Here is a 22,775-nt window from a genome sequence, read left to right on the forward strand (position 1 = left end):
AATCAGAGCTTCAACGCCCCGAACCGCCGATCCGCCGGACGATGAGGAACACCACAGCCGAAATCGCCAGCGCGAAAACGGCCACGGTCCAGAAGCCGTGCGGCGCGTCGGCGAAAGGCGCTCCCGCCGTGTTCATGCCGAAGAAGCCGGAAATCACCGTTGAGGGAATCAGCACCGCCGTCATCACCGAAAGCACATAGAGCAGCCGGTTGGAGCGGTGAGCGAGCTTGGCCATCAGCTCTTCCTGCAGAAGCCGCGCGCGCAATTGCAGTTGCTCGCTTTCCTGATAGAGGGCGCCCGCGCGCTGCGACAAGTTTTCGACGATATCCGCCAGTTCTTCCGGGAATTCCTTGCGGTGGGCCTGCTCCAGATGCCGCAAAAGATTTGCCATGACTGAGAGGTAGCGATGCGAGGAGACGATCTGCCGCCGTATGGGTGCCAGCCGCTCGCTCTCGCCCTCCCAGGCATCGCCGACGATATGATCTTCGATGGAATCGAGTTTCTGGCCAAGCTCTGAGAGCCGTAGTTTCAGCCGTTCGAGATACCGGCGCACGATACGCTCGAACAGCCGCGCCGGATTGGACGGCTTCAATAGGCCTTGGTCGAGTGATTGGCGGATGTCGTCCACCGATTGCAGCGGATGCTTCCGTCCGCTGACGAAACGGCTGTCATCGAACGCAAACCGGAAATAACCCGGCGCGCGACCGTCGCCATAGTGCTCGTGCTGCATGTCCGGCATTTCGCCGAACATCCAGCCCTCCTCATATTCGATGTAAAAGCGATCGGAACTCGCCAGCAGGCTTTCCCTGATGAAGGAAGGCAGCGCATCCTCCGCCGCAATGGCCTTGCGCCCGCGCGTATCGGTCAGCGCATAATGGGTCCATGCCCAGCGCGCGCCGTCCGCCCCCACACGATCCCCCGATGCATCGAACGCATAAAACCCAACGATGCCCGCATCGCGAAAGAAGGCGGCTGGTTCGTGGACTCGGACCTGTGCCGCCATGTTTTGCCCCATCAAGTGAATAGTGAGCAGTGAGCTAGTAAGCAGTCAGCAGTGAAAAGAAATTTGCGCTTTCGTTACTAACTCACCGCTCACCGCTCACTGTTCACCGCTCACTAAATTCACATCCGTTCGATAATCGCCTCGTCGCCTTCCGCCTTGGCCCCGGAGGCGGCGTCGAGAATGGCGGGAACGATATGCTCGGCGTTGGCAACGATCAGCGGCTTTACCAGATGCGCCGTATGGATGAACCCTTCCGCCCGCATGTGGTCGAAGAGCGAGACCATAGGGTTCCAGAATCCGTTGATATTGGCCAGCACCATCGGCTTCCTGTGATGGCCGAGTTGCGCCCAGGTCATCATCTCGACGATTTCCTCCACCGTGCCGATGCCGCCGGGCAGCGTCACGAACGCATCCGCGTGGCTAAACATCAGGTGCTTGCGCTGGTGCATGTCGTCGGTGACGATCAGCTCCGAAAGCTGGCCGAGCGCATGTTCGGTGGCTTCCTTGTTCATCAGGAATTTCGGGATAATGCCCGTCACCTTGCCGCCCGCCGACAGGGCGCCATCGGCGACAGCACCCATGATGCCCTTGGTGCCGCCGCCGTAGATAAGTTCAAGCCCATGTTCGGCAATCGAGCGGCCAAGCAGCTTGCCGGATTGCTTGTAGATGGGATTGAGGCCCGGGGACGAGCCGCAGTAGACGCAGATGGATCGAATCTTGTTCATGCCGGGAGTAGTGCAGTTTGGCTTGAAACCGTCAAGCGGTGACTGAAGGGACGGTCGTTATGAATTAACCGGCTATAAAGTCCGGCATTTTCTTGTCGAGCCGCTGAAAACGCGATAGATCGTAAGAAAAAGGGACCGGGGACATGCAGAGACGAAGATATTATGCGCTGTTTGGTTTCGTCGCGGTAATTGCCGCGGCTGGGATAGCGGCTTATTTGGGTGTGCTTCCGGGCACGGCGCCGAAAGCGCCTGAGCCGTCCGTGGCGGCTGTTCCATCCGCCGCGCCTGAGGCGGAAGCTCCGAAAGCCGAAGCCCAGAACGCTGAAAACCCGCAAGCTGAAAACCCGCAAACTGAAACACCGCAAGGCGAAACACCTCAGATCATGCCGCCTGCCGCCGAAAAGGCGGGCGTCGCCGCTCCCTCCTTCGATGTCTTGCGCGTCGAGCCGGATGGCTCAGTGGTCATCGCCGGCAAAGCCGCGCCCGCGGCAAGCGTTGATGTTCTTGCGGGATCGACCGTAGTCGGTTCCGCCAAGGCCGCCGCCAACGGCGATTTCGCCGTCGCGCTCGACCGGGCATTGAAGCCCGGCGACCATCAACTGGTGCTTCGCGCCACCGGCGCCGACAGCAAGGCCGCGACATCGGAGCAGACGGCGATCGTCTCCGTACCCGAGAAGGAGGATGGCCAGGTGCTGGCGCTGGTCGAGGAGCCGGGACAGGCAAGCCGGATGATCACGACGCCACAGGCCGCCGCTCCCTCCGCCGCTCCGGCGCAAAGCCCGGCTGTGCCACCGTCCGTTTCGGCTGCCGCGGCAGCGCCGGCGGCTGACCCGCAAAAGCAGGAGCCCATTACGGTTGAGGCCGTGGAAATCGAAGGCAATACGATCTTTGTCGCGGGTAAAGGTGTGCCGGGCAAACAGGTCGCCATCTATGCCAATGACGCGCTCCTGGGTAAGGCGCAGGTCGAGCCGACCTCTCGCTTCCTCGTGCAGAGCCATCATCAGCTCGCTGTGGGCGATTACATCATTCGCGCCGATCTTCTCGAAAAGGATGGCACGGTGATTGCCAGCGCCAGCGTTCCTTTCCGTCGCGAGCCGGGGGAAAACCTTTCGGCTATTGCCTCCCCGGCCGGCAATGCCGTCAATGTTCAACCCGCCCTGGTTACGGAACGCAGTGTCGATACGGCCTCCAATGCCACAATGGCAAAGCCGCTCGAAAGCGCCGCCGGGTCTGTCATCATCCGCAAGGGCGACAATCTCTGGACGATTTCCAAGCGCACCTATGGCAGGGGCATCCGCTATACGACGATCTACCTCGCCAATGCCGATCGGATCAGGAACCCGAATTTGATATGGCCCGGCCAGGTCTTCTCCATGCCGAAAGAGCCGCTGGTGGATGAAGAGGCGCAACGCCAGCTGAAGGCGCGGAACTAAAAAGTTACTGTTCCACACATTGCGGAAACACTCTTCATCGTATATCGACGATTTACGATGAAGAGTTCCCCCACCCAAAGCTTGGACTTCTCGCCCCCCGGCGATTGCGAAGAGGCGCGGGCTGCGTGCATTTACGCGGCGCTGGGGCATGGTGCGCGCCTGCGCATTTTGCGCCATCTGCTTGCTCAGGATGCCTGCTGCTGCAAGGAAATCGTTTCCACCGTCGACCTTGCGCAATCCACCGTCTCGCAACATCTGAAAGTGCTGGTGCAATCCGGGCTGGTCGATTACCGGCCCGAGCGCCAGTCATCCCGCTATAGCGTCAACCAACAGGCGCTGGCCGCCATCCGAGCCCATTTGGGCACTCTTGCCGACTGCTGCGTAATTCAGCGGAAAAAATCAGAAAATCATGTCGAATAAGAAAAACGCAAAAACCGTTTCCGCCGAATCCGGTCAGACCCTGCAGACGATACGCAACCTGTGGCCCTATATGTGGCCGGATGGCCGGCCCGATCTAAAGATGCGCGTCGTCTGGGCGACGGTCTATCTCGTCGTCTCCAAGATCGTGCTGATCCTGGTCCCGTATTTCTTCATGTGGGCGACGGACAGGTTGAACGGCAAATTCCAGGCGCCCGACTATATCCCCGCTTTGTTCCTGGGCGCGGTCATGCTGGTGGTGGCCTATAATGCCGCGCGGATCGTGCAGGCGGGTCTGAACCAGTTGCGCGACGCGCTTTTCGCCAGCGTCGGCCAATATGCCGTGCGCCAGCTTGCCTTCCGGACCTTCGTGCATATGCACGAGCTGTCGCTGCGCTTTCATCTGGAGCGCCGCACCGGCGGCCTGTCGCGTGTCATCGAGCGCGGCACCAAGGGCATCGAGACCATCGTCCGCTTCACCATCCTCAATACGTTGCCGACCATTCTGGAATTCGCGCTGACGGCAATCATCTTCGCCTTCGCCTACGGTTTCTGGTATCTCGCGGTCGTCGCCGTCACGGTCTGGCTCTACACTTGGTTCACCATCAAGGCGAGCGACTGGCGCATCGGCATCCGCCGCGAGATGAATGACTCGGATACCGACGCCAACACCAAGGCGATCGACTCGCTCCTGAATTTCGAGACGGTCAAATATTTCGGCAACGAGGCGATGGAAGCCAAGCGCTTCGATGCCTCCATGGCACGTTATGAGAAGGCCGCGACCAAGACCTGGACCTCGCTCGGCTGGCTGAACTTCGGCCAGGCCGTCATTTTCAGCGCCGGCATGGGTATCATCATGGTGATGTCCGCACGGGAAGTGATGGCGGGTACGCAGTCGCTGGGCGATTTCGTCTTCATCAACGCGCTTTTGATGCAGCTTTCCGTTCCGCTCAATTTCATCGGCTTCATCTACCGCGAAGTGCGCCAGGGCCTGACCGACATCGAGCAGATGTTCGATCTGCTGGATGTCGCGCAGGAAGTGCAGGACAAGCCGGGCGCCAACGCGCTCGCGGTTACCGATGGAGCGATCCGCTTCAATGACGTGCATTTCGCCTATGATCCGGCGCGGCCTATCCTCAAGGGCATCAGCTTCGAGGTGCCCGCCGGCAAGACCGTCGCCATCGTCGGCCCGTCGGGTGCGGGCAAATCCACGATCTCGCGGCTTCTGTTCCGTTTCTACGATATTCAGAAGGGTGCGATTACCGTCGATGGTCAGGATATCCGCGACGTGACGCAGGAGAGCTTGCGCAAGGTCATCGGCATGGTGCCGCAGGATACGGTGCTGTTCAACGATACCATCGCCTACAATATCCGCTATGGCCGCATGTCGGCGCCGGAGGAAGAGGTCGAGCGCGCCGCCGAACTGGCGCAGATATCGCACTTCATCAAGCTCCTGCCGGACGGCTATCGCTCCATGGTTGGCGAGCGCGGGCTGAAGCTTTCCGGCGGTGAAAAACAGCGCGTCGCCATCGCCCGCACCATCCTGAAAGCCCCGCCGATCCTCATCCTCGACGAGGCGACATCGGCGCTCGATACCGCCACCGAGCAGGAAATCCAATCGGCGCTCGATATCGTCAGCCAGGGCCGCACCACGCTCGTCATCGCGCACCGGCTCTCGACGGTCATCGGCGCGGACGAAATCATCGTGCTGAAGGACGGCCTGATCGCCGAACGCGGCACCCACCGTTCGCTCCTCGGCAAAAAAGGCCTCTACGCCTCCATGTGGGACCGCCAGCGCGAGGCCACCGAAGCCGAGGAACGCCTGCGGCAGGTGCGGGAGAAGGATGAGTTGGGCATATTGGAGCGGGGCGTGCCGGCGGCGGAGTGAGGAGGTCTTTTCACTACCCCGCTGCAAAGTCGTGTTCCGTCTACGCCGCCGTCGCTAGCGGCTTCGCCCGTTCGATCCGCGCCAGTTCCTTGGGATTGTGCATGGCCTCCCACAAGTCGCTGCGCCGCTGCGCATTCAGCCAGAAGTCCGGGCTGTTGCCGAACACGCGCGCCAGAATGAGTGCGGTCGCCGCCGTCACGTTGCGCCGGTCGTTGCACAACTCGTTTACATGCTTGCGCTGCACGCCCATCGCCTCGGCCAGCGCCGCCTGCGTCAGGCCGAGCGGCTGCATGAACTCTTCCAGCAGGATTTCGCCGATCGTCACCGGCTTGCGTTTGGTCATCAACATCCGTCACCTCATCGATAGATATGGTTGTCGAGATAGAGTTCCGACGCTTCTCCGCGACTGCCGTCCCATCGAAAGATCAGCCGCCATTGTTTGTTGACACGGATCGAATGCAGGCCATCAAGCGTGCCGCGCAGTTTTTCGAAATGATTGCTGGGCGGCACACGCAAATCTTGATCGGTCATTGCGTCGTCGATCATCTGGAGCTTGCGGAACAATCGGCTTTCAAGATCGGATGCAATATTGCGGGAGTGGACATCTTCCACGAAAAAGGCCCGCAGCCATTCGTCCCGAAACCCGACGATCATTCCGCGCCTCCAATACTTGGTTTATGTACCACTCCATGGTTCATTCGGCAACCGTTTCCCCTCGCACTCTTTGCCGGGCATTGGAGCGCCAACACTGGTGTCGCCGATTAATCCATAGCGCGACCGCGCACAATCACGTTTGCCCATCGCCGTATTCTCCACTAAAGAGTGGGGAAAATCGAGGAATAACCGATGAGCCTTTTCGATACCGTCCGCAACACGTTCGTGCCCATTCACCGAGAGGGTTATCCCTTTATTGCCGCGTTTTTCCTGGCGTCGCTCGTGCTTGGCTGGCTCTGGGATCCGCTGTTCTGGATCGGCATGGTGTTCACCATCTGGTGCATCTATTTCTACCGCGATCCGGAGCGGGTGACGCCGCAGGATGACCAGCTGGTTATCAGCCCTGCCGATGGCAAGGTTTCTTCCGTCGGCCCGGCCATTCCGCCGCGCGAGCTGGACCTCGGCGTCGAACCGATGCTGCGCATCTCCGTTTTCATGAATGTCTTTTCCTGCCATGTGAACCGCGCGCCGGTGATGGGCCGCATCGACAGGATCGCCTATCGTCCCGGCAAATTCTTCAATGCCGATCTGGACAAGGCGAGCGCGGAGAACGAGCGCAACGGCGTTGTCATCGAAAGCCCCCATGGCAAGGTCGCGGCGGTGCAGATCGCCGGCCTCGTCGCGCGGCGCATCGTCTGCTGGGCGAGGGAGGATGACCATCTGGCTGTGGGCCAGCGGTTTGGCCTCATCCGTTTCGGCTCCCGCGTCGATGTCTATCTGCCGGAAGGGGCCGCCGCGCGCGTCGCCGTCGGCCAGACGGCAGTTGCCGGCGAAACGATCATCGCGGAATTCGGCAGCGAAAAGCTTGCGCCGACAGTAAGGACGGCTTGATCCGATGGAAACACCGTTTCCACCCTTCGAGCCGAACGGTCCCGCCGAAGAGGGCAGGGGGCCGCGCCTTTCGCAGATCCCCATGCGGATGGTCATTCCCAATGTGATCACGGTGCTTGCCATCTGCGCCGGGTTGACCGGCGTTAGGCTCGCCTTCGAGAACCGTTTCGAGATGGCCGTTTCGATGGTGCTCCTCGCCGCTTTTCTTGATGGCGTGGACGGGCGCGTCGCGCGGATGATGAAGGGATCGTCCAAATTTGGCGCGCAGATGGATTCGCTCGCCGATATCGTCAATTTCGGCGTCGCCCCGGCGCTGGTGCTCTATTTCTTCATGCTCGATCAGGCCCGCACCTTCGGCTGGATCGCGGCGCTGCTCTATTGCATCGCCTGCTGCCTGCGGCTCGCGCGTTTCAACGTCATGATCGAGAATCCGCGCATTCCGCTCTGGCAGGGCAATTATTTCATTGGCGTCCCCGCGCCGGCGGGTGCCATGCTGGTGCTGCTGCCTGTCTATCTGGGCTTTCTGGGTTTCGCTCCCACGCGGCTGCTCGCCTTCGCCGCCGCGATCTACACCGTCGCCATCGCCTTCCTGCTGGTCAGCCGCCTGCCGGTCTACAATGGCAAGGCGGCGGGCAGTCTCATCCGCCGCGATGTCGTCATGCCGCTCATTCTGGGCGTCGTGCTCTATGTGGCCTTCCTGATGAGCTACACGTGGGAAACGCTGACATTGACGGCGCTCGCCTATCTCGTCTTCCTGCCGTTCAGCGTGGCCGCCTGGCACAGGCGCATGGCGGCGGAGGCGACTGCGTTGCCGGAACCTGAGTCTTCGGAATCGCCCCCGCAACAATAAGTCAGAGTCAAGCCGCAGCTTCACGAAGCTGCGGAAAACTGTGAATCGGTGTGAATCATGGTACGGGTTTGTTCCTCCATGGAATCGACCGGCTTTACGCATTGCTTTCGCGGTCGTACCGGCGCTACCTCGAACTGCATAAGAGGTAATTGGAATCATGGCTGAAGCGGCTATACGGAAATTTGACGAAGCGCGTGGTGGAGCGCAGGATTCCTCGCGCGACGGCCGCGGCCCGCTCTATCGCGAGGCACCGAACAATATCGAAGCGGAGCAGGCGCTGCTGGGCGCGATGCTTATCAACAACGATGCGTTCTACCGCGTCTCGGATTTCCTGAAGCCTCCCCATTTCTATGAGCCGCTCCATCGCAAGATTTATGAAATCCTGTCCGATTTGATCCGCATGGGCAAGCTGGCGAGCCCGGTCACCATCAAGACCTTCCTTCCGTCGGAGGATAAGGTCGGCGATATGACGGTGTTCCAATATGTGGCGCGCCTCGCAGCCGAAGCCGTGACCGTCATCAATGCGGAAGATTATGGCCGCGCCATCTACGATCTCGCCACGCGCCGCGCGCTTATCGGCATTGGCGAAGACATGGTCAATGTCGCCTATGACGCGCCGGTTGATATGGCGCCGCACGCGCAGATCGAGGATGCCGAGCGCCAATTGTTCGCGCTCGCGGAGACGGGCCGCTACAATGGCGGCTTTCAGTCCTTTACCGACGCGGTCAAGACCGCTGTCGATATGGCCAACGCCGCCTTCATGCGTGACGGGCATCTGTCGGGCGTCTCGACGGGCATCCATACGCTCGACGGGCGCATGGGCGGCCTGCAGCCTTCCGATTTGATCATCCTTGCCGGACGTCCCGGCATGGGCAAGACCTCGCTTGCCACCAACATCGCCTTCAATATCGCCAACGCCTATCAAGGTGAGCAACAGGCGGATGGAGCGATCAAGGCGGTCAATGGCGGCGTCGTCGGCTTCTTCTCGCTCGAAATGTCGTCGGAGCAGCTCGCCACCCGTATCATTTCCGAGCAGACGGAAATTTCGTCGTCCAAGATCAGGCGCGGCGAAATCACCGAGACCGATTTCGAAAAGCTCGTCGCCTGTTCGCACATGATGCAGAAGATCCCGCTCTATATCGACCAGACCGGCGGCATCTCCATCGCGCAGCTTGCTGCCCGCGCGCGGCGCTTGAAGCGCCAGCGCGGCCTCGATGTGCTCGTCATCGATTACGTGCAGCTGATGACCGGATCATCCAAGGCCTCGGCGCAGAACCGCGTGCAGGAAATCACCGAGATTACCACCGGGCTGAAGGCGCTGGGCAAGGAACTCAATGTTCCGATCATTGCGCTGTCACAGCTCTCGCGTCAGGTCGAAAGCCGAGAGGACAAGCGCCCGCAGCTATCGGATTTGCGTGAGTCCGGCTCGATCGAGCAGGACGCCGACGTAGTGCTGTTTGTGTTTCGCGAGGAATATTATATCAAGAACCGCGAACCGAAACCGGGGACGGAAGAGTTTTTCAAATGGCAGGCGGAAATGGACGAGGCGCGCGGCAAGGCGGAAGTCATCATCGCCAAGCAGCGTCACGGACCGACCGGCACCGTCAAGCTTGCATTCCAGGCGGAGTTCACGCGCTTTACCGATCTGGCCGAGGAATCGCACCTGCCGGATCGCTATGAATAGCCGCTATGAATAAAGCCATATCTCTTCCCCCGGACCAGCCGGCACTGAGCACCGGCGCCGACCGGCTTCTGGCCGGTGGCCGACTGACGGTCGATCTCGACGCTCTTGTCGCCAATTGGCGGATGCTCGACGCGCAATCGCGGCCCGGGCGCGCCGCCGCCGTGGTCAAGGCGGACGCGTATGGCTGCGGCATCGCGCAGGTGGTTCCCGCGCTGGTCGCTGCCGGTTGCAATGATTTCTTCGTGGCGTTGCCCGAGGAAGGCCTGAGTGTGCGCCATGCCGCGCCAAGGGCCCGCGTGTTCGTGCTGAACGGGCTGTTCGAAGACGCCGCACCCGCCTTCACCGATGCCGATCTCATTCCGGTGCTTGGTTCCGAGCATGAAATCGCGCTCTGGGCCCGGAATGGCCGGCGCAAGCCTTGCGCCATCCATGTCGATACCGGGATGAACCGGCTGGGTCTCACGCCCGATGAAGCCATCGCCTTTGCCGCAACTGCGAAATCGGTGCGCCCGGTGCTCCTGATGAGCCATCTCGCCTGCGCCGATACCCCATCGCACGATATGAACCGTCGTCAGCTTGAGACTTTCCAAAGGGTGCGCGCGGCTTTCGGGGATATTGAAACAAGCTTGGACAATTCCGCAGGCATCTTCCTCGGGGAGAGCTATCTTTCCGATCTCGCCCGGCCCGGCATCGCGCTTTATGGCGGCGAGGCGGTGGGCGGCGTCGCCAATCCCATGAAGCCGGTGGTCACGGCCGAAGCGCGGATCGTGCAGATCCGTCAGGCGGCGAAGGGCGAGGCGGTCGGCTACGGCGCATCCACGACGCTCGCCCGCGACACGCGCATTGCCGTTTGCTCTGTAGGCTATGCCGACGGCTACCCGCGCGCCGCCTCAGGCTCCGGCGTGCCGGTGCGCGCAACCGTCGCGGCAGGCGCGCACGGCTTCATCGCGGGAATGCGCGTCCCGGTGATCGGCCGCGTGACCATGGATTTGACCTCTTTCAACGTGAGCGATGTGCCGGAAGGCGAGATTAGGATCGGTGATCATGTCGAGCTTTTTGGGCCGAATATCGCGATCGATGACGTGGCGCGCGCCGCAGGCACGGTGGGGTATGAGCTGTTGACGAGCCTTGGACGGCGGTATCATCGGCGGTATGTGGGTGGGGCTAGATAAGTTTGTACGTGCGGTTCCCGTCATCCACCCCCCTCTGGCTTGCCAGCCATCTCCCCCTCAAGGGGGGAGATGGCGCCTTCATCGACGCCCGGCATCAATCGCAAACCTTGCAGAATGGACGCGGTGAGCCATGTCAGTCAATCTCCCCCCTTGAGGGGGAGATGCCTGGCAAGGCAGAGGGGGGTGCTCCTGGAGCGGCTTCGTCTGAGAAAGCCCCTCATGGCTAAAGCCCGCGTCCAATTCATCTGCCAGAACTGCGGCACGGTGCATACCCGCTGGGCCGGTAAATGCGATGCGTGTGGCGAGTGGAACACGCTTGTCGAGGAAGGCACGTCCGGCGGCATCGGCGGCGGGCCGGGCAAGACGCCGCGCAAGGGCCGCGCCGTGGCGCTGACCACGCTTTCCGGCGATATCGAGGACGCGCCGCGCATCCAGTCCGGCATCGCCGAACTCGACCGTGTCACCGGCGGTGGCTTCGTGCGCGGCTCGGCGCTGCTCGTCGGCGGCGATCCCGGCATCGGCAAATCGACGCTTCTCACTCAAGCCGCCGCAGCGCTGGCGCGCCGGGGCAATCGCGTCGTCTATGTCTCGGGCGAGGAGGCGGTGGCGCAGATACGCCTGCGGGCGCAGCGGCTCCATGCCGCCGATACGGCGGTGGAACTTGCCGCCGAGACCAATGTCGAGGACATTCTGGCGACCATTTCCGAAACCCGCCGGCCCGATCTCGTCATCATCGATTCCATCCAGACGCTGTGGACCGACAGCGCCGATTCCGCGCCCGGCACGGTGACGCAGGTGCGCGCGGGCGCGCAGGCGATGATCCGCTTCGCCAAGCAGACCGGTGCGGCTGTAGTCCTCGTGGGTCACGTCACCAAGGAAGGCCAGATCGCCGGACCGCGTGTCGTCGAACACATGGTCGACGCCGTGCTTTATTTCGAGGGCGAGGGAGGCCACCATTACCGCATCCTGCGCACCGTCAAGAACCGCTTCGGCCCGACGGATGAGATCGGCGTATTCGAAATGTCCGATGTCGGCTTGCGCGAAGTGTCGAACCCATCCGAGCTTTTCTTAGGGGAGCGCAACGAGAAGGCTCCGGGGGCCGCCGTCTTCGCCGGGATGGAAGGCACGCGGCCCGTACTGGTGGAAATCCAGGCGCTGGTCGCCCCCTCGACGCTCGGTACCCCGCGCCGCGCCGTCGTCGGCTGGGACGGTAACCGCCTTTCGATGATTCTCGCGGTACTGGAGGCCCATTGCGGCGTCCGCTTCGGCCAGCACGATGTTTATTTGAACGTCGCCGGAGGCTACCGCATCAGCGAGCCCGCCGCCGATATCGCGGTTGCGGCGGCGCTTGTTTCCTCCATTGCGGGCGTCGCGCTTCCCGCCGATTGCGTCTATTTCGGCGAAGCCAGCCTCTCCGGCGCCATCCGCCCGGTCGCTCACGCGGTGCAAAGGCTGAAAGAAGCGGAAAAACTCGGCTTCCGCCAGGCGGTGCTGCCGGGGGGAGGCGGGGAATTGTCCAAGTCCTCGAGCTTTGGCCTGACAGAGACCCAATCCCTGCCGGATCTGGTGGCGCGCATCGCAGCATCGGGGCCGGGGAAGAGCCGGAGAGAATGATCACCGTTGAATTGCAGGCCAGCGCATGCCATTTTTAGCTACATCGTCAATTTTTGCCGAAGGGCAGTAACATGGCACGGTCCCGCAAGCATCCAGACCTAAGCGACGAGGCTGCCAACAGCCTCGAGGCGGCGGAGCATGACGCATGGTTTCGGGCTGAGGTGCAAAAGGCCTTGGACAGCATTGAAAACGGTACGATGCGTTTGATCGACGAGGAGGAGTGGAAAATTATTTCCGCGCGCGAACGCGCTGAACTGTTACGCCTGATCGCAGAACAGGATCGCTAGCCGATGCGGCTTATCCGCAGCGAAGGCTATCGTGCAGATATCAAAAGCATTACCAGACATATTGCTAAGGAATCGCCTTCGATGGCGCTGGCAATGCGAGACGGGATAGAACATCAGGTTGAGCAACTGCGGATATTTCCATATTCCGGCCGGGAAGGACGGGCGAAAGGATCCCGCGAAATGGTGGTTTCTCGCACTCCATTTATCGTGGTTTACACCGTGGAAGATACAATAACATTGGTGCGTGTCCTGCACGGCGCGCAGCAATGGCCACCGCATGGTGAAGACTCGGTTTGAAATCAACTCCCTTTTGGAAACGCACCACGGAAAGTTGACAGATTTTCCGGAAACGAGCATGTGTGACGGGGAATGATTTAAGGGGCCACAATGCCAATTACGCTACTTGACGGAATCCTTCTTGGAATAACGCTGGTTTCCGCCGTGCTTGCCATGGTGCGGGGTTTTTCCCGTGAGGTGCTTTCGGTCGCCTCATGGGCGCTCGCGGCAATCGCCGCCTATCTGTTCTACGCGCCGATCGTTCCGCTGGTGCAGCCCTATATCAGCAATGAAACCATCGCCAAGATCGCGGCCGCAGGCGCTGTTTTCATCGTCACGTTGATCATCGTGTCGGTCATCACGATGAAAATCGCCGATTTCATCATCGATAGCCGTATTGGCGCGCTCGACCGCACGCTGGGCTTTGTCTTCGGCGCTGCGCGTGGTGTGCTTCTCGTGGTGGTGGCTATGCTGTTTTTCAACTGGCTTGTCGCGGGCAACCAGCCCGCCTGGATTGCCAATGCGAAATCCAAACCACTCCTCGATTCGCTGGGCCAGAAACTGGTCAATCTCCTGCCGGAAGATCCGGAGTCGAGCATCCTGAGCAAGATCAAGCCGAAGCCGGACGCTCCGGCCGGAACCAATGGACAGAGCAGCAGCGATGAAGCTCCGACCGATAACGCGCCCGCTGAATAAGACTTGATAAGGGATCGCTTTTAAAAAGCGCCGGGTTTGTGTATGAGAGCGGGAGCCGATCAACCTCCCGCTCTAATGGTTTTGAATTTTGATCGCTGCGATCCCATATCCTCGTGACATGCCCAATCGAAAGGCCTTGGCTAGCAATGACCGATTCTTCTGGCAATGAGACGCTCTTTTCGCTGGACGACGATACCTTGCATGAAGAATGCGGGGTTTTCGGCATTCTGGGGCATCCCGACGCAGCGACGCTGACGGCGTTGGGGCTGCATGCCCTGCAGCATCGCGGGCAGGAGGCGGCCGGCATCGTCTCCTATGACGGCCAGCAATTCTACACCGAAAAGCGCATGGGTCTCGTCGGTGATCACTACACCGATCCGGCGACGCTGGCGAAGCTGCCCGGCTACATGGCGATCGGCCATACCCGCTATTCGACGACCGGCGAAGTGGCGCTGCGCAATGTGCAGCCGCTTTTCGCGGAACTGGAAGTCGGCGGTATCGCCATCGCGCATAACGGCAATTTTACCAATGGGCTGACGCTACGCCGCCAGCTTATCGCCTCGGGCGCGATTTGCCAGTCCACCTCCGATTCGGAGGTGGTGCTGCACCTGATCGCGCGCTCGCGCTCCGCGTCTTCAAGCGACCGCTTCGTCGATGCGATCAGGCAGATGGAGGGCGGCTATTCCATGCTCGCCATGACCCGCACCAAGCTGATCGCCGCGCGCGATCCCATCGGCATCAGGCCATTGGTGATGGGCGAACTCGACGGCAAGCCGATTTTCTGCTCGGAAACCTGCGCGCTCGATATCATCGGCGCGAAGTTCATCCGCGATATCCACAATGGCGAAGTGGTGATCTGCGAAATTCAGGCGGACGGTTCCATCACCATCGAGTCGATCAAGCCGCAAAATCCTAAGCCGGAGCGGCCCTGCCTGTTCGAATATGTCTATTTCGCCCGGCCCGACTCGGTCGTCGGCGGCCGCAGTGTCTATTCCGTGCGCAAGAATATGGGCATCAACCTTGCAAAGGAAGCGCCTGTCGAAGCCGATGTGGTGGTTCCCGTGCCTGATGGCGGCACACCGGCGGCTATTGGCTACGCGCAGGAAAGCGGCATTCCCTTCGAGCTCGGCATCATCCGCAATCACTATGTCGGGCGCACCTTCATCGAGCCGACCCAATCGATCCGCGCCTTCGGCGTAAAGCTCAAGCATTCCGCCAACCGCGCGGTAATCGAGGGCAAGCGCGTGGTGCTGGTGGATGATTCCATCGTGCGCGGCACCACCTCGCTCAAGATCGTGCAGATGATCCGCGATGCCGGCGCCAGCGAGGTGCACATGCGCGTGGCTAGCCCGATGATCTATCATCCGGATTTCTACGGTATCGACACGCCGGAGGCCGACAAGCTGCTCGCCAACCAGCACACGGACCTCGAATCGATGTGCCGCTATATCGGCGCCGATTCGCTGGCGTTCCTGTCCATCGACGGGCTTTACCGCGCTGTGGGCGGCAAGCCGCGTGATCCGAAAGCGCCGCAATTCACCGACCATTATTTCACCGGCGACTATCCGACCCGGCTTCTCGATCAGGAAGGCCCCGGCAACGTTCACAACTTGCCGCTTCTCGCCAGCAACGGATAATTGTTCCTGTTGTCATTCTCGGGACAAGCCCGAGAATGACGGTGGGGAGGCGAAACCCGGTAAGTCGGGGAAGCGTCTATAAAATACGGGAACAGCTATAAATGACCATCAATTTGAACGGCCGGCTGGCGCTGGTGACGGGTGCTTCGCGCGGCATCGGCTATTTCCTCAGCCTGGAACTGGCGAAGCGCGGCGCGCATGTCATCGCCGTCGCCCGCACGGTCGGCGGGCTGGAAGAGCTTGACGATAATATCAAGGCGCTCGGTGGTAGCGCCACGCTGGTGCCTCTCGATCTGACCGACATGGCTGGTATCGACCGCCTCGGCGGTTCCATCCACGAACGCTGGGGCAAGCTGGATATATTGGTCGCCAATGCCGGCGTCCTCGGCACGATTTCACCTATCGGCCATGTCGAGGCCAAGACTTTTGAAAAGGTCATGACGGTCAATGTTACCGGAACATGGCGGTTGATCCGCTCGGTCGATCCCTTGCTGCGCCAATCGGATGCGGGACGCGCGATCCTGCTTTCGTCCGGCGTCGCCCATTCCGCCCGCGCCTTCTGGGCGCCCTATGCTGCCTCGAAGGCTGCCATCGAAGTGATGGCGCGCAGCTGGGCGGATGAAACAAAAGCCATGAAACTCCGCGTCAATTCGGTCAATCCCGGCGCAACGCGCACGGCCATGCGGGCGCAGGCCATGCCGGGCGAAGACCCCGAAACCTTGCCGCATCCGCAGGAGGTGGCGGAAAAGATCGTGGCACTTGCCGATCCCGCGCTGAATGTGACGGGAAAGCTCTTCGACGTGCGCGAGAACCGTTTTCTTGATTATTGTATGCCCGGTTGAGGCAATTTCAATTTGTTTAGCGGTCTCATGATCCCGATCGATGAGGCGCATTTGGTCTTTGACGGCGCTCCGGCTTCCATCGTCAGAGCCGGGTTGAGCTATGTCACGCAAGCGCCCTCCAACTTGCCACACGTGATTTTCACCCTGATAATGTAGTCTAATAGTTGACTAATGTCGTATTTTAGCTTACATATAGATCATGATAAAGACATTCAAAAACAAGTCGTTGGGCGAACTCTGGTCAATGGGCAAAACCGCCAAGATTGATGCGAAGATGCATAAACGGATACTTCTAAGGCTTGCAACACTTAACGTTGCATCCGTTGCAGAAGATATGAACAGGGCGGGCTATAACTTCCACATGCTCAAAGGTTTTAATCCAATCAGATACACCGTTCACGTCAATGGACCGTGGTGCATTACATTCGAATTTGACGCCAAAGACGCATACGATGTTGATTTTGAACAGTACCACTAGGAGACAAGAACATGACTACTTACCCCGCAATCCGTGACCCTAATCGTTGCCCTTCCCATCCCGGTGCTGTTTTGGCTGATATGCTGCAAGACCTCGACATCACCAAGGCGGATGTCGCCAAACTTTTAAGCATATCTCGCCAGCATCTGCATGACATTTTAGCGGAACGCAAACCCGTTTCCCCAACGGTAGCGGCTCGCCTCGCCAAAGCATTTGGAGGCGGAATTGCTGTGTGGCTACATCTGCAGGCTGATTATGACGCGTGGCACGCTGAACGCGAAATCGACACGTCGGACATACCCACCTATCGCGCCGCTTGAACCAAACTGCAGATGAGTGACACGGGCGGCCATTGAGCCGCCCTTTTTCATGTCGCCTGCAACGTCTGCGACTATTCTCTTGCTTTGCGCCATTGTTACCTCCCCGTCGCCCCCAGCGATGGCATTGTTTCTGTGTTCGCCACCCTTGGCGCGCTGTCCAGGCGTTTCAGGCGTTTTTCCTCCGCCTCGATATAATTTCGGGTGAGCGGCACGGCATCCTGCCGGTGGGCGATCTGGATCTGGAACACCATCATGTTCTGCCAGCGGAATGCGCTTTCCGATGCGGCGAGGTAGAACTCCCACATCCGGCAAAACCGTTCGTCATAGATCGACTTGGCAATGTCGCGATTGGCCATGAAGGCTTCACGCCAGGCCTTCAGCGTATCGGCATAATGCAGCCTGAGTATCTCGATATCAGTGACGACGAGTCCCGCCCGCTCGATATGCGGCAGGACTTCCGAGAGCGCCGGTATGTAGCCGCCGGGGAAGATATATCTGCGAATGAACGGGTTGGTTGCGCCGGGTCCGTCGCTGCGCCCAATGGCATGGAGCAGAAACACGCCGTCGGGTTTCAGCAGCCTTGCCGTTTGTTGGAAATATTCGGCGAAATGATTGACGCCGACATGTTCGAACATGCCCACCGAGACGATGCGGTCAAAAGGATCCTTCAAGGTGCGATAGTCTTGCAGGTTGAACCGCGCTTCCGCTGAAAGCCCTTCCTCCGCCGCGCGACGGTTGGCGACGGCATGTTGTTCCTCGCTGAGCGTGACGCCGGTGACATCGGCTTGAAGGTACTTCGCCAGATAGAGGCCGAGACCGCCCCAGCCGCAGCCGATATCGAGCAGCTTTTGCCCAGGTTCGACCAACAGCTTGGCCGCGATATGCCGTTTCTTGGCAAGCTGCGCTTCGGCAAGCGTGGTATCCGGCGTCTCGAAATAAGCGCAGGAATATTGAAGGTCCGGATCGAGGAACAGCCGGTAGAGATCGCCGGAGAGGTCGTAATGATGGCGCACATGCGATGAAGCAAGGCCGATCGTGTTGATCTGCTGCAACCGCCGCCCCGCGCGCCTCGCGCTGTCGATGGCCCGTATCCAGGGTTCCTGAGCGCCGTTCGGCCCGGCATTCTCGAAGACGAGCTGCAGGAGCGCATACATATCGCCCTTGGTGAAGTCGATATCGCCCGCCATGTAGGCTTCCGCGAGCTTCAACGCGGGATTGATCGCGACGTTGCGTTCGGCCCGGCGGGTTTTGAATTTGATCCGCACCGGATCACCGGTCTTGTCGCCGAACCGGTGCTTGACGCCATTCGCGTCGGTTACTGTGAGATCCCCCCGCCGGATCAGATGAGTCAATACGGTATTTAAAAGCGCATTCATCAACCAATCTCCATAAAACCGAGACTGGCCCCGCTTCCGAATTCACGGGCGGCGCGGCAAACACGAGAAACTCTTAGCCGCATGATCTTATCCAAAAAGCTAGTCAACTTTTTGGAACCATGCTCATGCGACAACCGCACCATCCGCAGAATCCCTTGCGGGACCACGAAAAATGGTAAGATAAGCGCTTTTCCGTGTCTGAAAAGTGAAAATGCCCGGCAATAAGGCCGGGCATCATCATTTCTAGTTTACTAATAGAAGAACCATACCTGCCAGATCAGGCCCAGATTCAGGCCCAGATTCAGGCCCAGATTCAGGCGTTGTCGTCTTCGCCGTCTTCGTCATCGAAGGTTTCCTCGGAAAGAGGCTCGTCTTCGATGCCGTAGATTGCCTGGGCGGAAGTCAGATCCTCGCCCTTCGTCTGGCGTTCGGCTTCTTCCGCCGAACGGGCGATATTGATCGTAACGGTGACTTCGACTTCCGGATGCAACGCGATCTTGATCTCGTGCAGGCCGATGGTCTTGATCGGCGTGTTGAGTTCAACCTGATTGCGGCCGATGGTGAAGCCTTCCGCCGTCAGGATGTCGGCAATGTCGCGCGTCGAAACGGAACCGTAGAGCTGGCCGGTTTCGCCGGCCGAGCGCACGACGATGAACGTCTTGCCGTCGAGCTTCTCGGCGACAGCCTGGGCTTCGTTCTTGCGCTCCAGGTTGCGGGCCTCGAGCTGGGCGCGCTGGCCTTCGAACTTCTTCTTGTTGGCCTCGTTGGCGCGCAGCGCCTTGCCCTGTGGGAGAAGGAAGTTACGGGCAAAGCCGTCCTTGACCTTCACGGTGTCGCCCATTTGGCCGAGGCGGGAAATGCGTTCAAGCAGGATAACGTCCATGGTTTTGTCCTTTCAGTGTGGTTTGTCGGTTGGTGGAGTTTCGGGAGAAGCTTTTGACATCGGGGCATTGCGCGACGTGTCGAACAATCCCGCGATGAGAAAGAAGAACAGCACGAAGGCGAAGAGCGCGACGGCGATATAGGCGAGGCTCAACGCGACAGGGCGCCACGGGGCGCCGCGCGTGCGAAAATGCAGGCTTGCGAAGCCGGCCAGAAGGAAGCCCGCGCCGAGCGCGCCGGCAATGGCTGCCGCCGCATGGCCGATGCCGCCGCCGAGGAAGGCCAGCGCAAGGCTGAACGCGAAGGCGAGAAGGCCGAGGCGCGGCATCCTGAGCGTCGCCGGCCAATCGTCGCGCGGACGGCGCAGGCGCCGGGAAAGCGCCGTGACGCGCAGCGCCAGATAGAAATTGCCGACAAGCGCGATGAGGCAGCTCGCCGCCTGGATGGCGGGAAGAGCCACAACCATGATCGCGGCGAGGTTGTCGCGCATCTCAGGGCTTGGCTTGAAATTCGGGTTGGCATGCGAGAGGCCCGTCATGATCGCGTCAGCGAATTCGCGCGCCAGCGTCTCGCCGAACCCGATGATGATGCCGATGATGATGAGACCGCCGCCGACCATCAGCGCGAGGCGCAGGACGATATCCGGGAGCGGGTACCAGACGATCGCGTCCTTCGGGCCGCCCATTTCGCTTGCGGGGCGAGCAAGGCCGGCGAAATAAGCGCCGGTAGCGGCTGGGATAATGCTTGTCAGCGCCACGAGAAGCGCCGCCATGGGCGCGACGATCGCAATGGCCGCGGTCGCGGCCACTGCGGCGATGATGCCGGCCATGGTGCCCCAGCCGAGCGCGGCGATGAAGATGGGCAGCGGGGTGAGAAAATAGAGAAACATCGCCACGCCCGACTGGACGATGGCGCCAGCCGACAACAGCGCGGCTGCAAGCCCCGCCAATATGCCGACACCGGCCGATGTTACGTCGAATTTCATGTTCGCTCGCTGTCCTGCCGAAGCAGTTAGAGGTGGCGGCTGTCGCCGGACTTCACCCCAACTCGGGTTTTGATTTTCGCCTGCCGCGCCCATCGCGGAAGGGTATCGAGGGCAGTAGGGCAGTAGGGCAGTAGGGCAGTATGTTTTTAGTCACATATTGCCCTACTGCCTTACTGCCCTACTGCCATATTTATTACTTCACCACATAAGGCAGCAGGCCGAGGAAACGGGCGCGCTTGATCGCCTTGGCGAGCTCGCGCTGCTTCTTCTGGCTGACGGCGGTGATGCGGGACGGAACGATCTTGCCACGCTCGGAAATGTAGCGCGACAGGAGCTTGACGTCCTTGTAATCGATCTTCGGCGCGTTGGCGCCGGAGAACGGGCAGGTCTTGCGGCGGCGATGGAAAGGACGCCGGGTCGGGATCTGGTTGATGTCGACCATTATGCCTCACCTCCGGCTACTGCTTCGTTGTCACGCGGACGGCGCGGACGGTCGCGATCGCCATCGCGGGGGCGGTCACGGTCGCCATCGCGCGGACGGCGCGGACGGTCGTCATCGCGGCCGAAACGGTCGTCGCGTTCGCGGCGGTCGTCACGGCGGGCGAGCATGGCCGACTGGCCTTCCTCGTGCTTCTCGACGCGCACCGTCAGAAAGCGCAGCACATCTTCGTTGATGCGCATCTGGCGTTCCATCTCGCTGACAGCCGCCGCCGGAGCGTCGATATCGATCAGCGTGTAATACGCCTTGCGGTTCTTGTTGATGCGATAGGTGAGGGGACGGAGGCCCCAGCTTTCAATGCGCCCGACTTTGCCGCCATTGGCCTCGATGACACCCTTGTACTGTTCTACAAGCGCGTCGACCTGCTGCTGCGTTATGTCCTGTCGGGCAAGGAGCACATGTTCATAAAGAGCCATTGTCTCTGCCTTTCTTCATTTACCATCGCAAGGCACCAGCGGCTAAGCCTCTGCGACTTCTCTCATGCCGGAAGAACCGGTGAAGAAAGGACGCGTGGTCGAGACGATCGAGAGCGGAGACACGGGAGGCAGAAGCACTTTAGGCTTCGACGGATAAAATCCGGCCCTCCGTTCAGCCCCCAGCTGACGCCGAGCAATGAACGAGCGGGCTAATACGGGATTGTGGGCGGTTTGGCAACAAAGGATTCGAAATCAGGCCGGTTTCAATCTAAATGTAACTGTAAGCTTGGGATAATGGGGGGCGACATGGAAAATAAGAACGATATCCGCTATATTGAAGAGGTGAAGGCATGACTGTTATGTCGGGAAACCTCTATCGGGCCTTGAAATCGGCAAATGTCACCGATGATTTGGCTCAAAAGGCGGCGGAAGAAGTGGCTGGTCACGACACGGATATCAAGGACATCAAAGCAACGCTGAGATTGCACAGCTGGATGCTTGGTTTAATCATCGCCGGCACTGCCTCGCTGATTTTGAAGGCGTTCTTCTGATTTGAATAGGCTTGGCATGAACATTTCGGGATGTTGTTGCAGGAGGAACGGATGAAGCCATCGCAAGCCTTGGCCGCCAACCGCGCCGCGGTACGGCATGTGGTCGAATCTCACCGCGCCCTCAACGCTCGGGTGTTCGGTTCCGCACTGCATGGCCACGACACCGATAGCAGCGATTTGGACATCCTCATTGATCCGATGCCGGACATGACGCTGTTCGACATTGGTGCAATTCGTCTCGAATTGGGCCAGTTGCTTGGCGTGCCGGTGGATGTGCTCACGCCCAATGCGCTGCCTGACCACTTCCGGTCCAGGATACTCGCAGAGGCGCGTCCTGTGTGACCCGCGACCAGCAACGCCTGGCCGCTTATCTGGCGCATATCATTGAAGCCATAGAGCGTATCGACCGCTACACCGAAGATATGGACGAAGGCGCGTTTTTGAGCAGCCAATTGGTGCAAGATGCCGTAATCCGCAATATTGAGATCATCGGCGAGGCCAGCAACAATATCGAAAAGCATCACCCGGAATTCGCGGCGGCGTACCCGGAATTGCCGTTGGCGGTTGCCTATCAGATGCGCAACGCCGTGACTCACGGCTATTTCAAGGTGGATTTTGAAATCGTTTGGAAGACCATTCAAAGGGACCTCCCTGCCTTACATGCGCAGATCGCTAAGATCGAAATCCGCTAGCCAAGACGAACGCCGGCTCGGCGGCCGGCGTTTCGCTATGGGAGGATGCGGTTGCCGCATCAGGGGTTTGATATGCTCTTGCAGATGCCCTGGACTTTATCGCTATACTGGGTCTTTTCCTGTTGCATCGAGCCGCAAGCTTCGCGGACCTTGGCCTGTTCTTCCGACGTCATTGCCTGGTAGCGTGTCATGAACTCGCCCTGGTCGCGGATGGAACCCGTCGATTGATCGTCAACGAATGCGTCATAGGTGCTTTGGTCCAGTTGCGTGTTGCCGATGGAGTTTCCCGGCGTTGGCGCATCGGTTCCTGTCCGTGGAAATGTTGGGCCGTTATCTGAGTTTGAAGGGGCATTCTGCGCCAATGCAGCGCCTGCGCTCATGAAAAGCGCGAGGAGTGCAGCAGTCATCGTGTTCAGGTCGAACATGATCCTCTCCTGAAGTTGGTTTCGTCAGATGTGGGTTTTCATTCACAGCCAAAAGCAGTTCGCTTCTGGCGCTCTCCTTACG

The 22,775-nt window shown here is 60.0% G+C and carries 28 protein-coding genes; 18 read left to right on the plus strand and 10 right to left on the minus strand.

Annotated features, from left to right (window positions below; all coding sequences use genetic code 11):
• Window positions 1-10: 10 nt before the first annotated feature.
• Window positions 11-1,003 carry a CorA family divalent cation transporter gene (locus C7477_RS08125; RefSeq protein WP_181418378.1) on the minus strand — a complete coding sequence of 331 codons (993 nt, stop codon included), beginning with the start codon at window positions 1,001-1,003 and terminating at the stop codon, window positions 11-13.
• A gap of 119 nt (window positions 1,004-1,122) precedes the next feature.
• Window positions 1,123-1,728 (minus strand): LOG family protein, encoded by a 606-nt coding sequence (locus C7477_RS08130; RefSeq protein ID WP_110750921.1) that lies wholly within the window; start codon window positions 1,726-1,728, stop codon window positions 1,123-1,125.
• A 143-nt stretch (window positions 1,729-1,871) separates the two neighbouring features.
• Here C7477_RS08130 and C7477_RS08135 point away from each other — a divergent pair, with 143 nt between their 5' ends.
• Genes C7477_RS08135 through C7477_RS08145 form a run of 3 tightly spaced genes read left to right on the plus strand, consistent with a single transcriptional unit; the run spans window position 1,872 to window position 5,466 of the window.
• The gene (locus tag C7477_RS08135; protein WP_110750923.1) at window positions 1,872-3,161 is read left to right on the plus strand and encodes an Ig-like domain-containing protein; all 1,290 of its coding nucleotides are present in this window, start codon (window positions 1,872-1,874) and stop codon (window positions 3,159-3,161) included.
• 57 nt (window positions 3,162-3,218) lie between these two features.
• Window positions 3,219-3,581, plus strand: coding sequence for an ArsR/SmtB family transcription factor (locus tag C7477_RS08140; protein ID WP_110750925.1), 363 nt, complete (start codon window positions 3,219-3,221; stop codon window positions 3,579-3,581).
• Entirely contained in the window at window positions 3,571-5,466 is a 1,896-nt protein-coding gene (locus C7477_RS08145) for an ABCB family ABC transporter ATP-binding protein/permease (RefSeq protein ID WP_110750927.1), read from the plus strand. Before C7477_RS08140 ends, C7477_RS08145 begins: the two co-directional genes overlap by 11 nt.
• Window positions 5,467-5,506: 40 nt before the next feature.
• On the opposite strand, the gene C7477_RS08150 is transcribed toward C7477_RS08145, so the two are convergent.
• Together C7477_RS08150 and C7477_RS08155 are read right to left on the minus strand one after the other, a co-directional pair.
• Window positions 5,507-5,815, minus strand: a complete 309-nt coding sequence (locus C7477_RS08150) for a HigA family addiction module antitoxin (RefSeq protein ID WP_110750929.1) — start codon at window positions 5,813-5,815, stop codon at window positions 5,507-5,509.
• A gap of 8 nt (window positions 5,816-5,823) precedes the next feature.
• A complete protein-coding gene (locus tag C7477_RS08155) occupies window positions 5,824-6,120 on the minus strand; it encodes a type II toxin-antitoxin system RelE/ParE family toxin (protein WP_110750931.1) in 297 nt (98 codons plus the stop codon).
• A gap of 192 nt (window positions 6,121-6,312) precedes the next feature.
• Between C7477_RS08155 and C7477_RS08160 the strand changes: the two genes are divergently transcribed.
• The 12 genes from C7477_RS08160 to C7477_RS08220 all read left to right on the plus strand — a co-directional run bounded on the left by C7477_RS08160 (window position 6,313) and on the right by C7477_RS08220 (window position 16,867).
• Window positions 6,313-7,011: a phosphatidylserine decarboxylase gene (locus C7477_RS08160; RefSeq protein WP_110750933.1), complete on the plus strand. Its 699-nt coding sequence runs from the start codon at window positions 6,313-6,315 to the stop codon at window positions 7,009-7,011.
• A gap of 4 nt (window positions 7,012-7,015) precedes the next feature.
• Window positions 7,016-7,861: a CDP-diacylglycerol--serine O-phosphatidyltransferase gene (gene pssA, locus C7477_RS08165; RefSeq protein WP_110750935.1), complete on the plus strand. Its 846-nt coding sequence runs from the start codon at window positions 7,016-7,018 to the stop codon at window positions 7,859-7,861.
• Window positions 7,862-8,018: 157 nt separating this feature from the next.
• The gene (locus tag C7477_RS08170; RefSeq protein ID WP_110750937.1) at window positions 8,019-9,545 is read left to right on the plus strand and encodes a replicative DNA helicase; all 1,527 of its coding nucleotides are present in this window, start codon (window positions 8,019-8,021) and stop codon (window positions 9,543-9,545) included.
• Between the two features lie 5 nt (window positions 9,546-9,550).
• Entirely contained in the window at window positions 9,551-10,717 is a 1,167-nt protein-coding gene (alr, locus tag C7477_RS08175; protein WP_110750939.1) for an alanine racemase, read from the plus strand.
• A gap of 219 nt (window positions 10,718-10,936) precedes the next feature.
• Window positions 10,937-12,331, plus strand: a complete 1,395-nt coding sequence (gene radA / locus C7477_RS08185; RefSeq protein WP_110750942.1) for a DNA repair protein RadA — start codon at window positions 10,937-10,939, stop codon at window positions 12,329-12,331.
• Between the two features lie 71 nt (window positions 12,332-12,402).
• Window positions 12,403-12,618: a hypothetical protein gene (locus C7477_RS08190; protein WP_110750944.1), complete on the plus strand. Its 216-nt coding sequence runs from the start codon at window positions 12,403-12,405 to the stop codon at window positions 12,616-12,618.
• Window positions 12,619-12,621: 3 nt separating this feature from the next.
• The gene (locus C7477_RS08195; RefSeq protein WP_110750946.1) at window positions 12,622-12,915 is read left to right on the plus strand and encodes a type II toxin-antitoxin system RelE/ParE family toxin; all 294 of its coding nucleotides are present in this window, start codon (window positions 12,622-12,624) and stop codon (window positions 12,913-12,915) included.
• Window positions 12,916-13,005: 90 nt separating this feature from the next.
• Window positions 13,006-13,590 (plus strand): CvpA family protein, encoded by a 585-nt coding sequence (locus C7477_RS08200; RefSeq protein ID WP_110750948.1) that lies wholly within the window; start codon window positions 13,006-13,008, stop codon window positions 13,588-13,590.
• 146 nt (window positions 13,591-13,736) lie between these two features.
• Complete coding sequence (gene purF, locus C7477_RS08205) at window positions 13,737-15,227, plus strand: amidophosphoribosyltransferase (RefSeq protein WP_110750950.1); 1,491 nt, start codon at window positions 13,737-13,739, stop codon at window positions 15,225-15,227.
• Between the two features lie 101 nt (window positions 15,228-15,328).
• Window positions 15,329-16,069 (plus strand): SDR family NAD(P)-dependent oxidoreductase, encoded by a 741-nt coding sequence (locus C7477_RS08210; protein ID WP_110750952.1) that lies wholly within the window; start codon window positions 15,329-15,331, stop codon window positions 16,067-16,069.
• Between the two features lie 199 nt (window positions 16,070-16,268).
• A complete protein-coding gene (locus C7477_RS08215) occupies window positions 16,269-16,547 on the plus strand; it encodes a type II toxin-antitoxin system RelE/ParE family toxin (protein WP_110750954.1) in 279 nt (92 codons plus the stop codon).
• An 11-nt stretch (window positions 16,548-16,558) separates the two neighbouring features.
• Window positions 16,559-16,867 (plus strand): HigA family addiction module antitoxin, encoded by a 309-nt coding sequence (locus C7477_RS08220; protein WP_110750956.1) that lies wholly within the window; start codon window positions 16,559-16,561, stop codon window positions 16,865-16,867.
• 95 nt (window positions 16,868-16,962) lie between these two features.
• Here the strand turns inward: C7477_RS08220 and C7477_RS08225 are convergent, their stop codons facing one another.
• From C7477_RS08225 to rpsF, 5 genes are all read right to left on the minus strand, one after another.
• Window positions 16,963-18,243 (minus strand): cyclopropane fatty acid synthase, encoded by a 1,281-nt coding sequence (locus tag C7477_RS08225; RefSeq protein WP_110750958.1) that lies wholly within the window; start codon window positions 18,241-18,243, stop codon window positions 16,963-16,965.
• Between the two features lie 313 nt (window positions 18,244-18,556).
• The gene (rplI, locus tag C7477_RS08230) at window positions 18,557-19,126 is read right to left on the minus strand and encodes a 50S ribosomal protein L9 (protein WP_110750960.1); all 570 of its coding nucleotides are present in this window, start codon (window positions 19,124-19,126) and stop codon (window positions 18,557-18,559) included.
• Window positions 19,127-19,138: 12 nt separating this feature from the next.
• Window positions 19,139-20,110 carry a DUF2232 domain-containing protein gene (locus C7477_RS08235; RefSeq protein ID WP_110750962.1) on the minus strand — a complete coding sequence of 324 codons (972 nt, stop codon included), beginning with the start codon at window positions 20,108-20,110 and terminating at the stop codon, window positions 19,139-19,141.
• Between the two features lie 193 nt (window positions 20,111-20,303).
• Window positions 20,304-20,552, minus strand: coding sequence for a 30S ribosomal protein S18 (gene rpsR, locus C7477_RS08240; RefSeq protein WP_110750964.1), 249 nt, complete (start codon window positions 20,550-20,552; stop codon window positions 20,304-20,306).
• Complete coding sequence (rpsF, locus tag C7477_RS08245; protein WP_110750966.1) at window positions 20,552-21,025, minus strand: 30S ribosomal protein S6; 474 nt, start codon at window positions 21,023-21,025, stop codon at window positions 20,552-20,554. The genes rpsR and rpsF overlap by 1 nt, the downstream gene beginning before the upstream one ends.
• A gap of 350 nt (window positions 21,026-21,375) precedes the next feature.
• On the opposite strand from rpsF, the gene C7477_RS08250 reads away from it, so the two are divergent.
• From C7477_RS08250 to C7477_RS08260, 3 genes are read left to right on the plus strand one after another with little or no spacing between them, the layout of a single operon-like run.
• Window positions 21,376-21,576, plus strand: coding sequence for a hypothetical protein (locus C7477_RS08250; RefSeq protein WP_146226079.1), 201 nt, complete (start codon window positions 21,376-21,378; stop codon window positions 21,574-21,576).
• 51 nt (window positions 21,577-21,627) lie between these two features.
• Window positions 21,628-21,918: a nucleotidyltransferase family protein gene (locus C7477_RS08255; RefSeq protein WP_110751022.1), complete on the plus strand. Its 291-nt coding sequence runs from the start codon at window positions 21,628-21,630 to the stop codon at window positions 21,916-21,918.
• A complete protein-coding gene (locus C7477_RS08260) occupies window positions 21,915-22,268 on the plus strand; it encodes a HepT-like ribonuclease domain-containing protein (protein WP_110750970.1) in 354 nt (117 codons plus the stop codon). Before C7477_RS08255 ends, C7477_RS08260 begins: the two co-directional genes overlap by 4 nt.
• Before the next feature lie 59 nt (window positions 22,269-22,327).
• Here the strand turns inward: C7477_RS08260 and C7477_RS08265 are convergent, their stop codons facing one another.
• Window positions 22,328-22,693 (minus strand): hypothetical protein, encoded by a 366-nt coding sequence (locus C7477_RS08265; RefSeq protein WP_110750972.1) that lies wholly within the window; start codon window positions 22,691-22,693, stop codon window positions 22,328-22,330.
• Window positions 22,694-22,775: the final 82 nt, after the last annotated feature.

The sequence above is a fragment of the Paramesorhizobium leguminum genome (assembly GCF_003217235.1).
Taxonomy (GTDB): domain Bacteria; phylum Pseudomonadota; class Alphaproteobacteria; order Rhizobiales; family Rhizobiaceae; genus Paramesorhizobium; species Paramesorhizobium leguminum.

Excerpts from the sequence above, each read along its gene's own strand:
- C7477_RS08125 (WP_181418378.1), bottom strand. The coding sequence starts at position 1,003 with ATGGCGGCACAGGTCCGAGTCCACGAACCAGCCGCCTTCTTTCGCGAT.
- C7477_RS08130 (WP_110750921.1), bottom strand. The coding sequence starts at position 1,728 with ATGAACAAGATTCGATCCATCTGCGTCTACTGCGGCTCGTCCCCGGGC.
- C7477_RS08135 (WP_110750923.1), top strand. The coding sequence starts at position 1,872 with ATGCAGAGACGAAGATATTATGCGCTGTTTGGTTTCGTCGCGGTAATT.
- C7477_RS08140 (WP_110750925.1), top strand. The coding sequence starts at position 3,219 with ATGAAGAGTTCCCCCACCCAAAGCTTGGACTTCTCGCCCCCCGGCGAT.
- C7477_RS08145 (WP_110750927.1), top strand. The coding sequence starts at position 3,571 with ATGTCGAATAAGAAAAACGCAAAAACCGTTTCCGCCGAATCCGGTCAG.
- C7477_RS08150 (WP_110750929.1), bottom strand. The coding sequence starts at position 5,815 with ATGTTGATGACCAAACGCAAGCCGGTGACGATCGGCGAAATCCTGCTG.
- C7477_RS08155 (WP_110750931.1), bottom strand. The coding sequence starts at position 6,120 with ATGATCGTCGGGTTTCGGGACGAATGGCTGCGGGCCTTTTTCGTGGAA.
- C7477_RS08160 (WP_110750933.1), top strand. The coding sequence starts at position 6,313 with ATGAGCCTTTTCGATACCGTCCGCAACACGTTCGTGCCCATTCACCGA.
- pssA (WP_110750935.1), top strand. The coding sequence starts at position 7,016 with ATGGAAACACCGTTTCCACCCTTCGAGCCGAACGGTCCCGCCGAAGAG.
- C7477_RS08170 (WP_110750937.1), top strand. The coding sequence starts at position 8,019 with ATGGCTGAAGCGGCTATACGGAAATTTGACGAAGCGCGTGGTGGAGCG.
- alr (WP_110750939.1), top strand. The coding sequence starts at position 9,551 with ATGAATAAAGCCATATCTCTTCCCCCGGACCAGCCGGCACTGAGCACC.
- radA (WP_110750942.1), top strand. The coding sequence starts at position 10,937 with ATGGCTAAAGCCCGCGTCCAATTCATCTGCCAGAACTGCGGCACGGTG.
- C7477_RS08190 (WP_110750944.1), top strand. The coding sequence starts at position 12,403 with ATGGCACGGTCCCGCAAGCATCCAGACCTAAGCGACGAGGCTGCCAAC.
- C7477_RS08195 (WP_110750946.1), top strand. The coding sequence starts at position 12,622 with ATGCGGCTTATCCGCAGCGAAGGCTATCGTGCAGATATCAAAAGCATT.
- C7477_RS08200 (WP_110750948.1), top strand. The coding sequence starts at position 13,006 with ATGCCAATTACGCTACTTGACGGAATCCTTCTTGGAATAACGCTGGTT.
- purF (WP_110750950.1), top strand. The coding sequence starts at position 13,737 with ATGACCGATTCTTCTGGCAATGAGACGCTCTTTTCGCTGGACGACGAT.
- C7477_RS08210 (WP_110750952.1), top strand. The coding sequence starts at position 15,329 with ATGACCATCAATTTGAACGGCCGGCTGGCGCTGGTGACGGGTGCTTCG.
- C7477_RS08215 (WP_110750954.1), top strand. The coding sequence starts at position 16,269 with ATGATAAAGACATTCAAAAACAAGTCGTTGGGCGAACTCTGGTCAATG.
- C7477_RS08220 (WP_110750956.1), top strand. The coding sequence starts at position 16,559 with ATGACTACTTACCCCGCAATCCGTGACCCTAATCGTTGCCCTTCCCAT.
- C7477_RS08225 (WP_110750958.1), bottom strand. The coding sequence starts at position 18,243 with ATGAATGCGCTTTTAAATACCGTATTGACTCATCTGATCCGGCGGGGG.
- rplI (WP_110750960.1), bottom strand. The coding sequence starts at position 19,126 with ATGGACGTTATCCTGCTTGAACGCATTTCCCGCCTCGGCCAAATGGGC.
- C7477_RS08235 (WP_110750962.1), bottom strand. The coding sequence starts at position 20,110 with ATGAAATTCGACGTAACATCGGCCGGTGTCGGCATATTGGCGGGGCTT.
- rpsR (WP_110750964.1), bottom strand. The coding sequence starts at position 20,552 with ATGGTCGACATCAACCAGATCCCGACCCGGCGTCCTTTCCATCGCCGC.
- rpsF (WP_110750966.1), bottom strand. The coding sequence starts at position 21,025 with ATGGCTCTTTATGAACATGTGCTCCTTGCCCGACAGGACATAACGCAG.
- C7477_RS08250 (WP_146226079.1), top strand. The coding sequence starts at position 21,376 with ATGACTGTTATGTCGGGAAACCTCTATCGGGCCTTGAAATCGGCAAAT.
- C7477_RS08255 (WP_110751022.1), top strand. The coding sequence starts at position 21,628 with ATGAAGCCATCGCAAGCCTTGGCCGCCAACCGCGCCGCGGTACGGCAT.
- C7477_RS08265 (WP_110750972.1), bottom strand. The coding sequence starts at position 22,693 with ATGTTCGACCTGAACACGATGACTGCTGCACTCCTCGCGCTTTTCATG.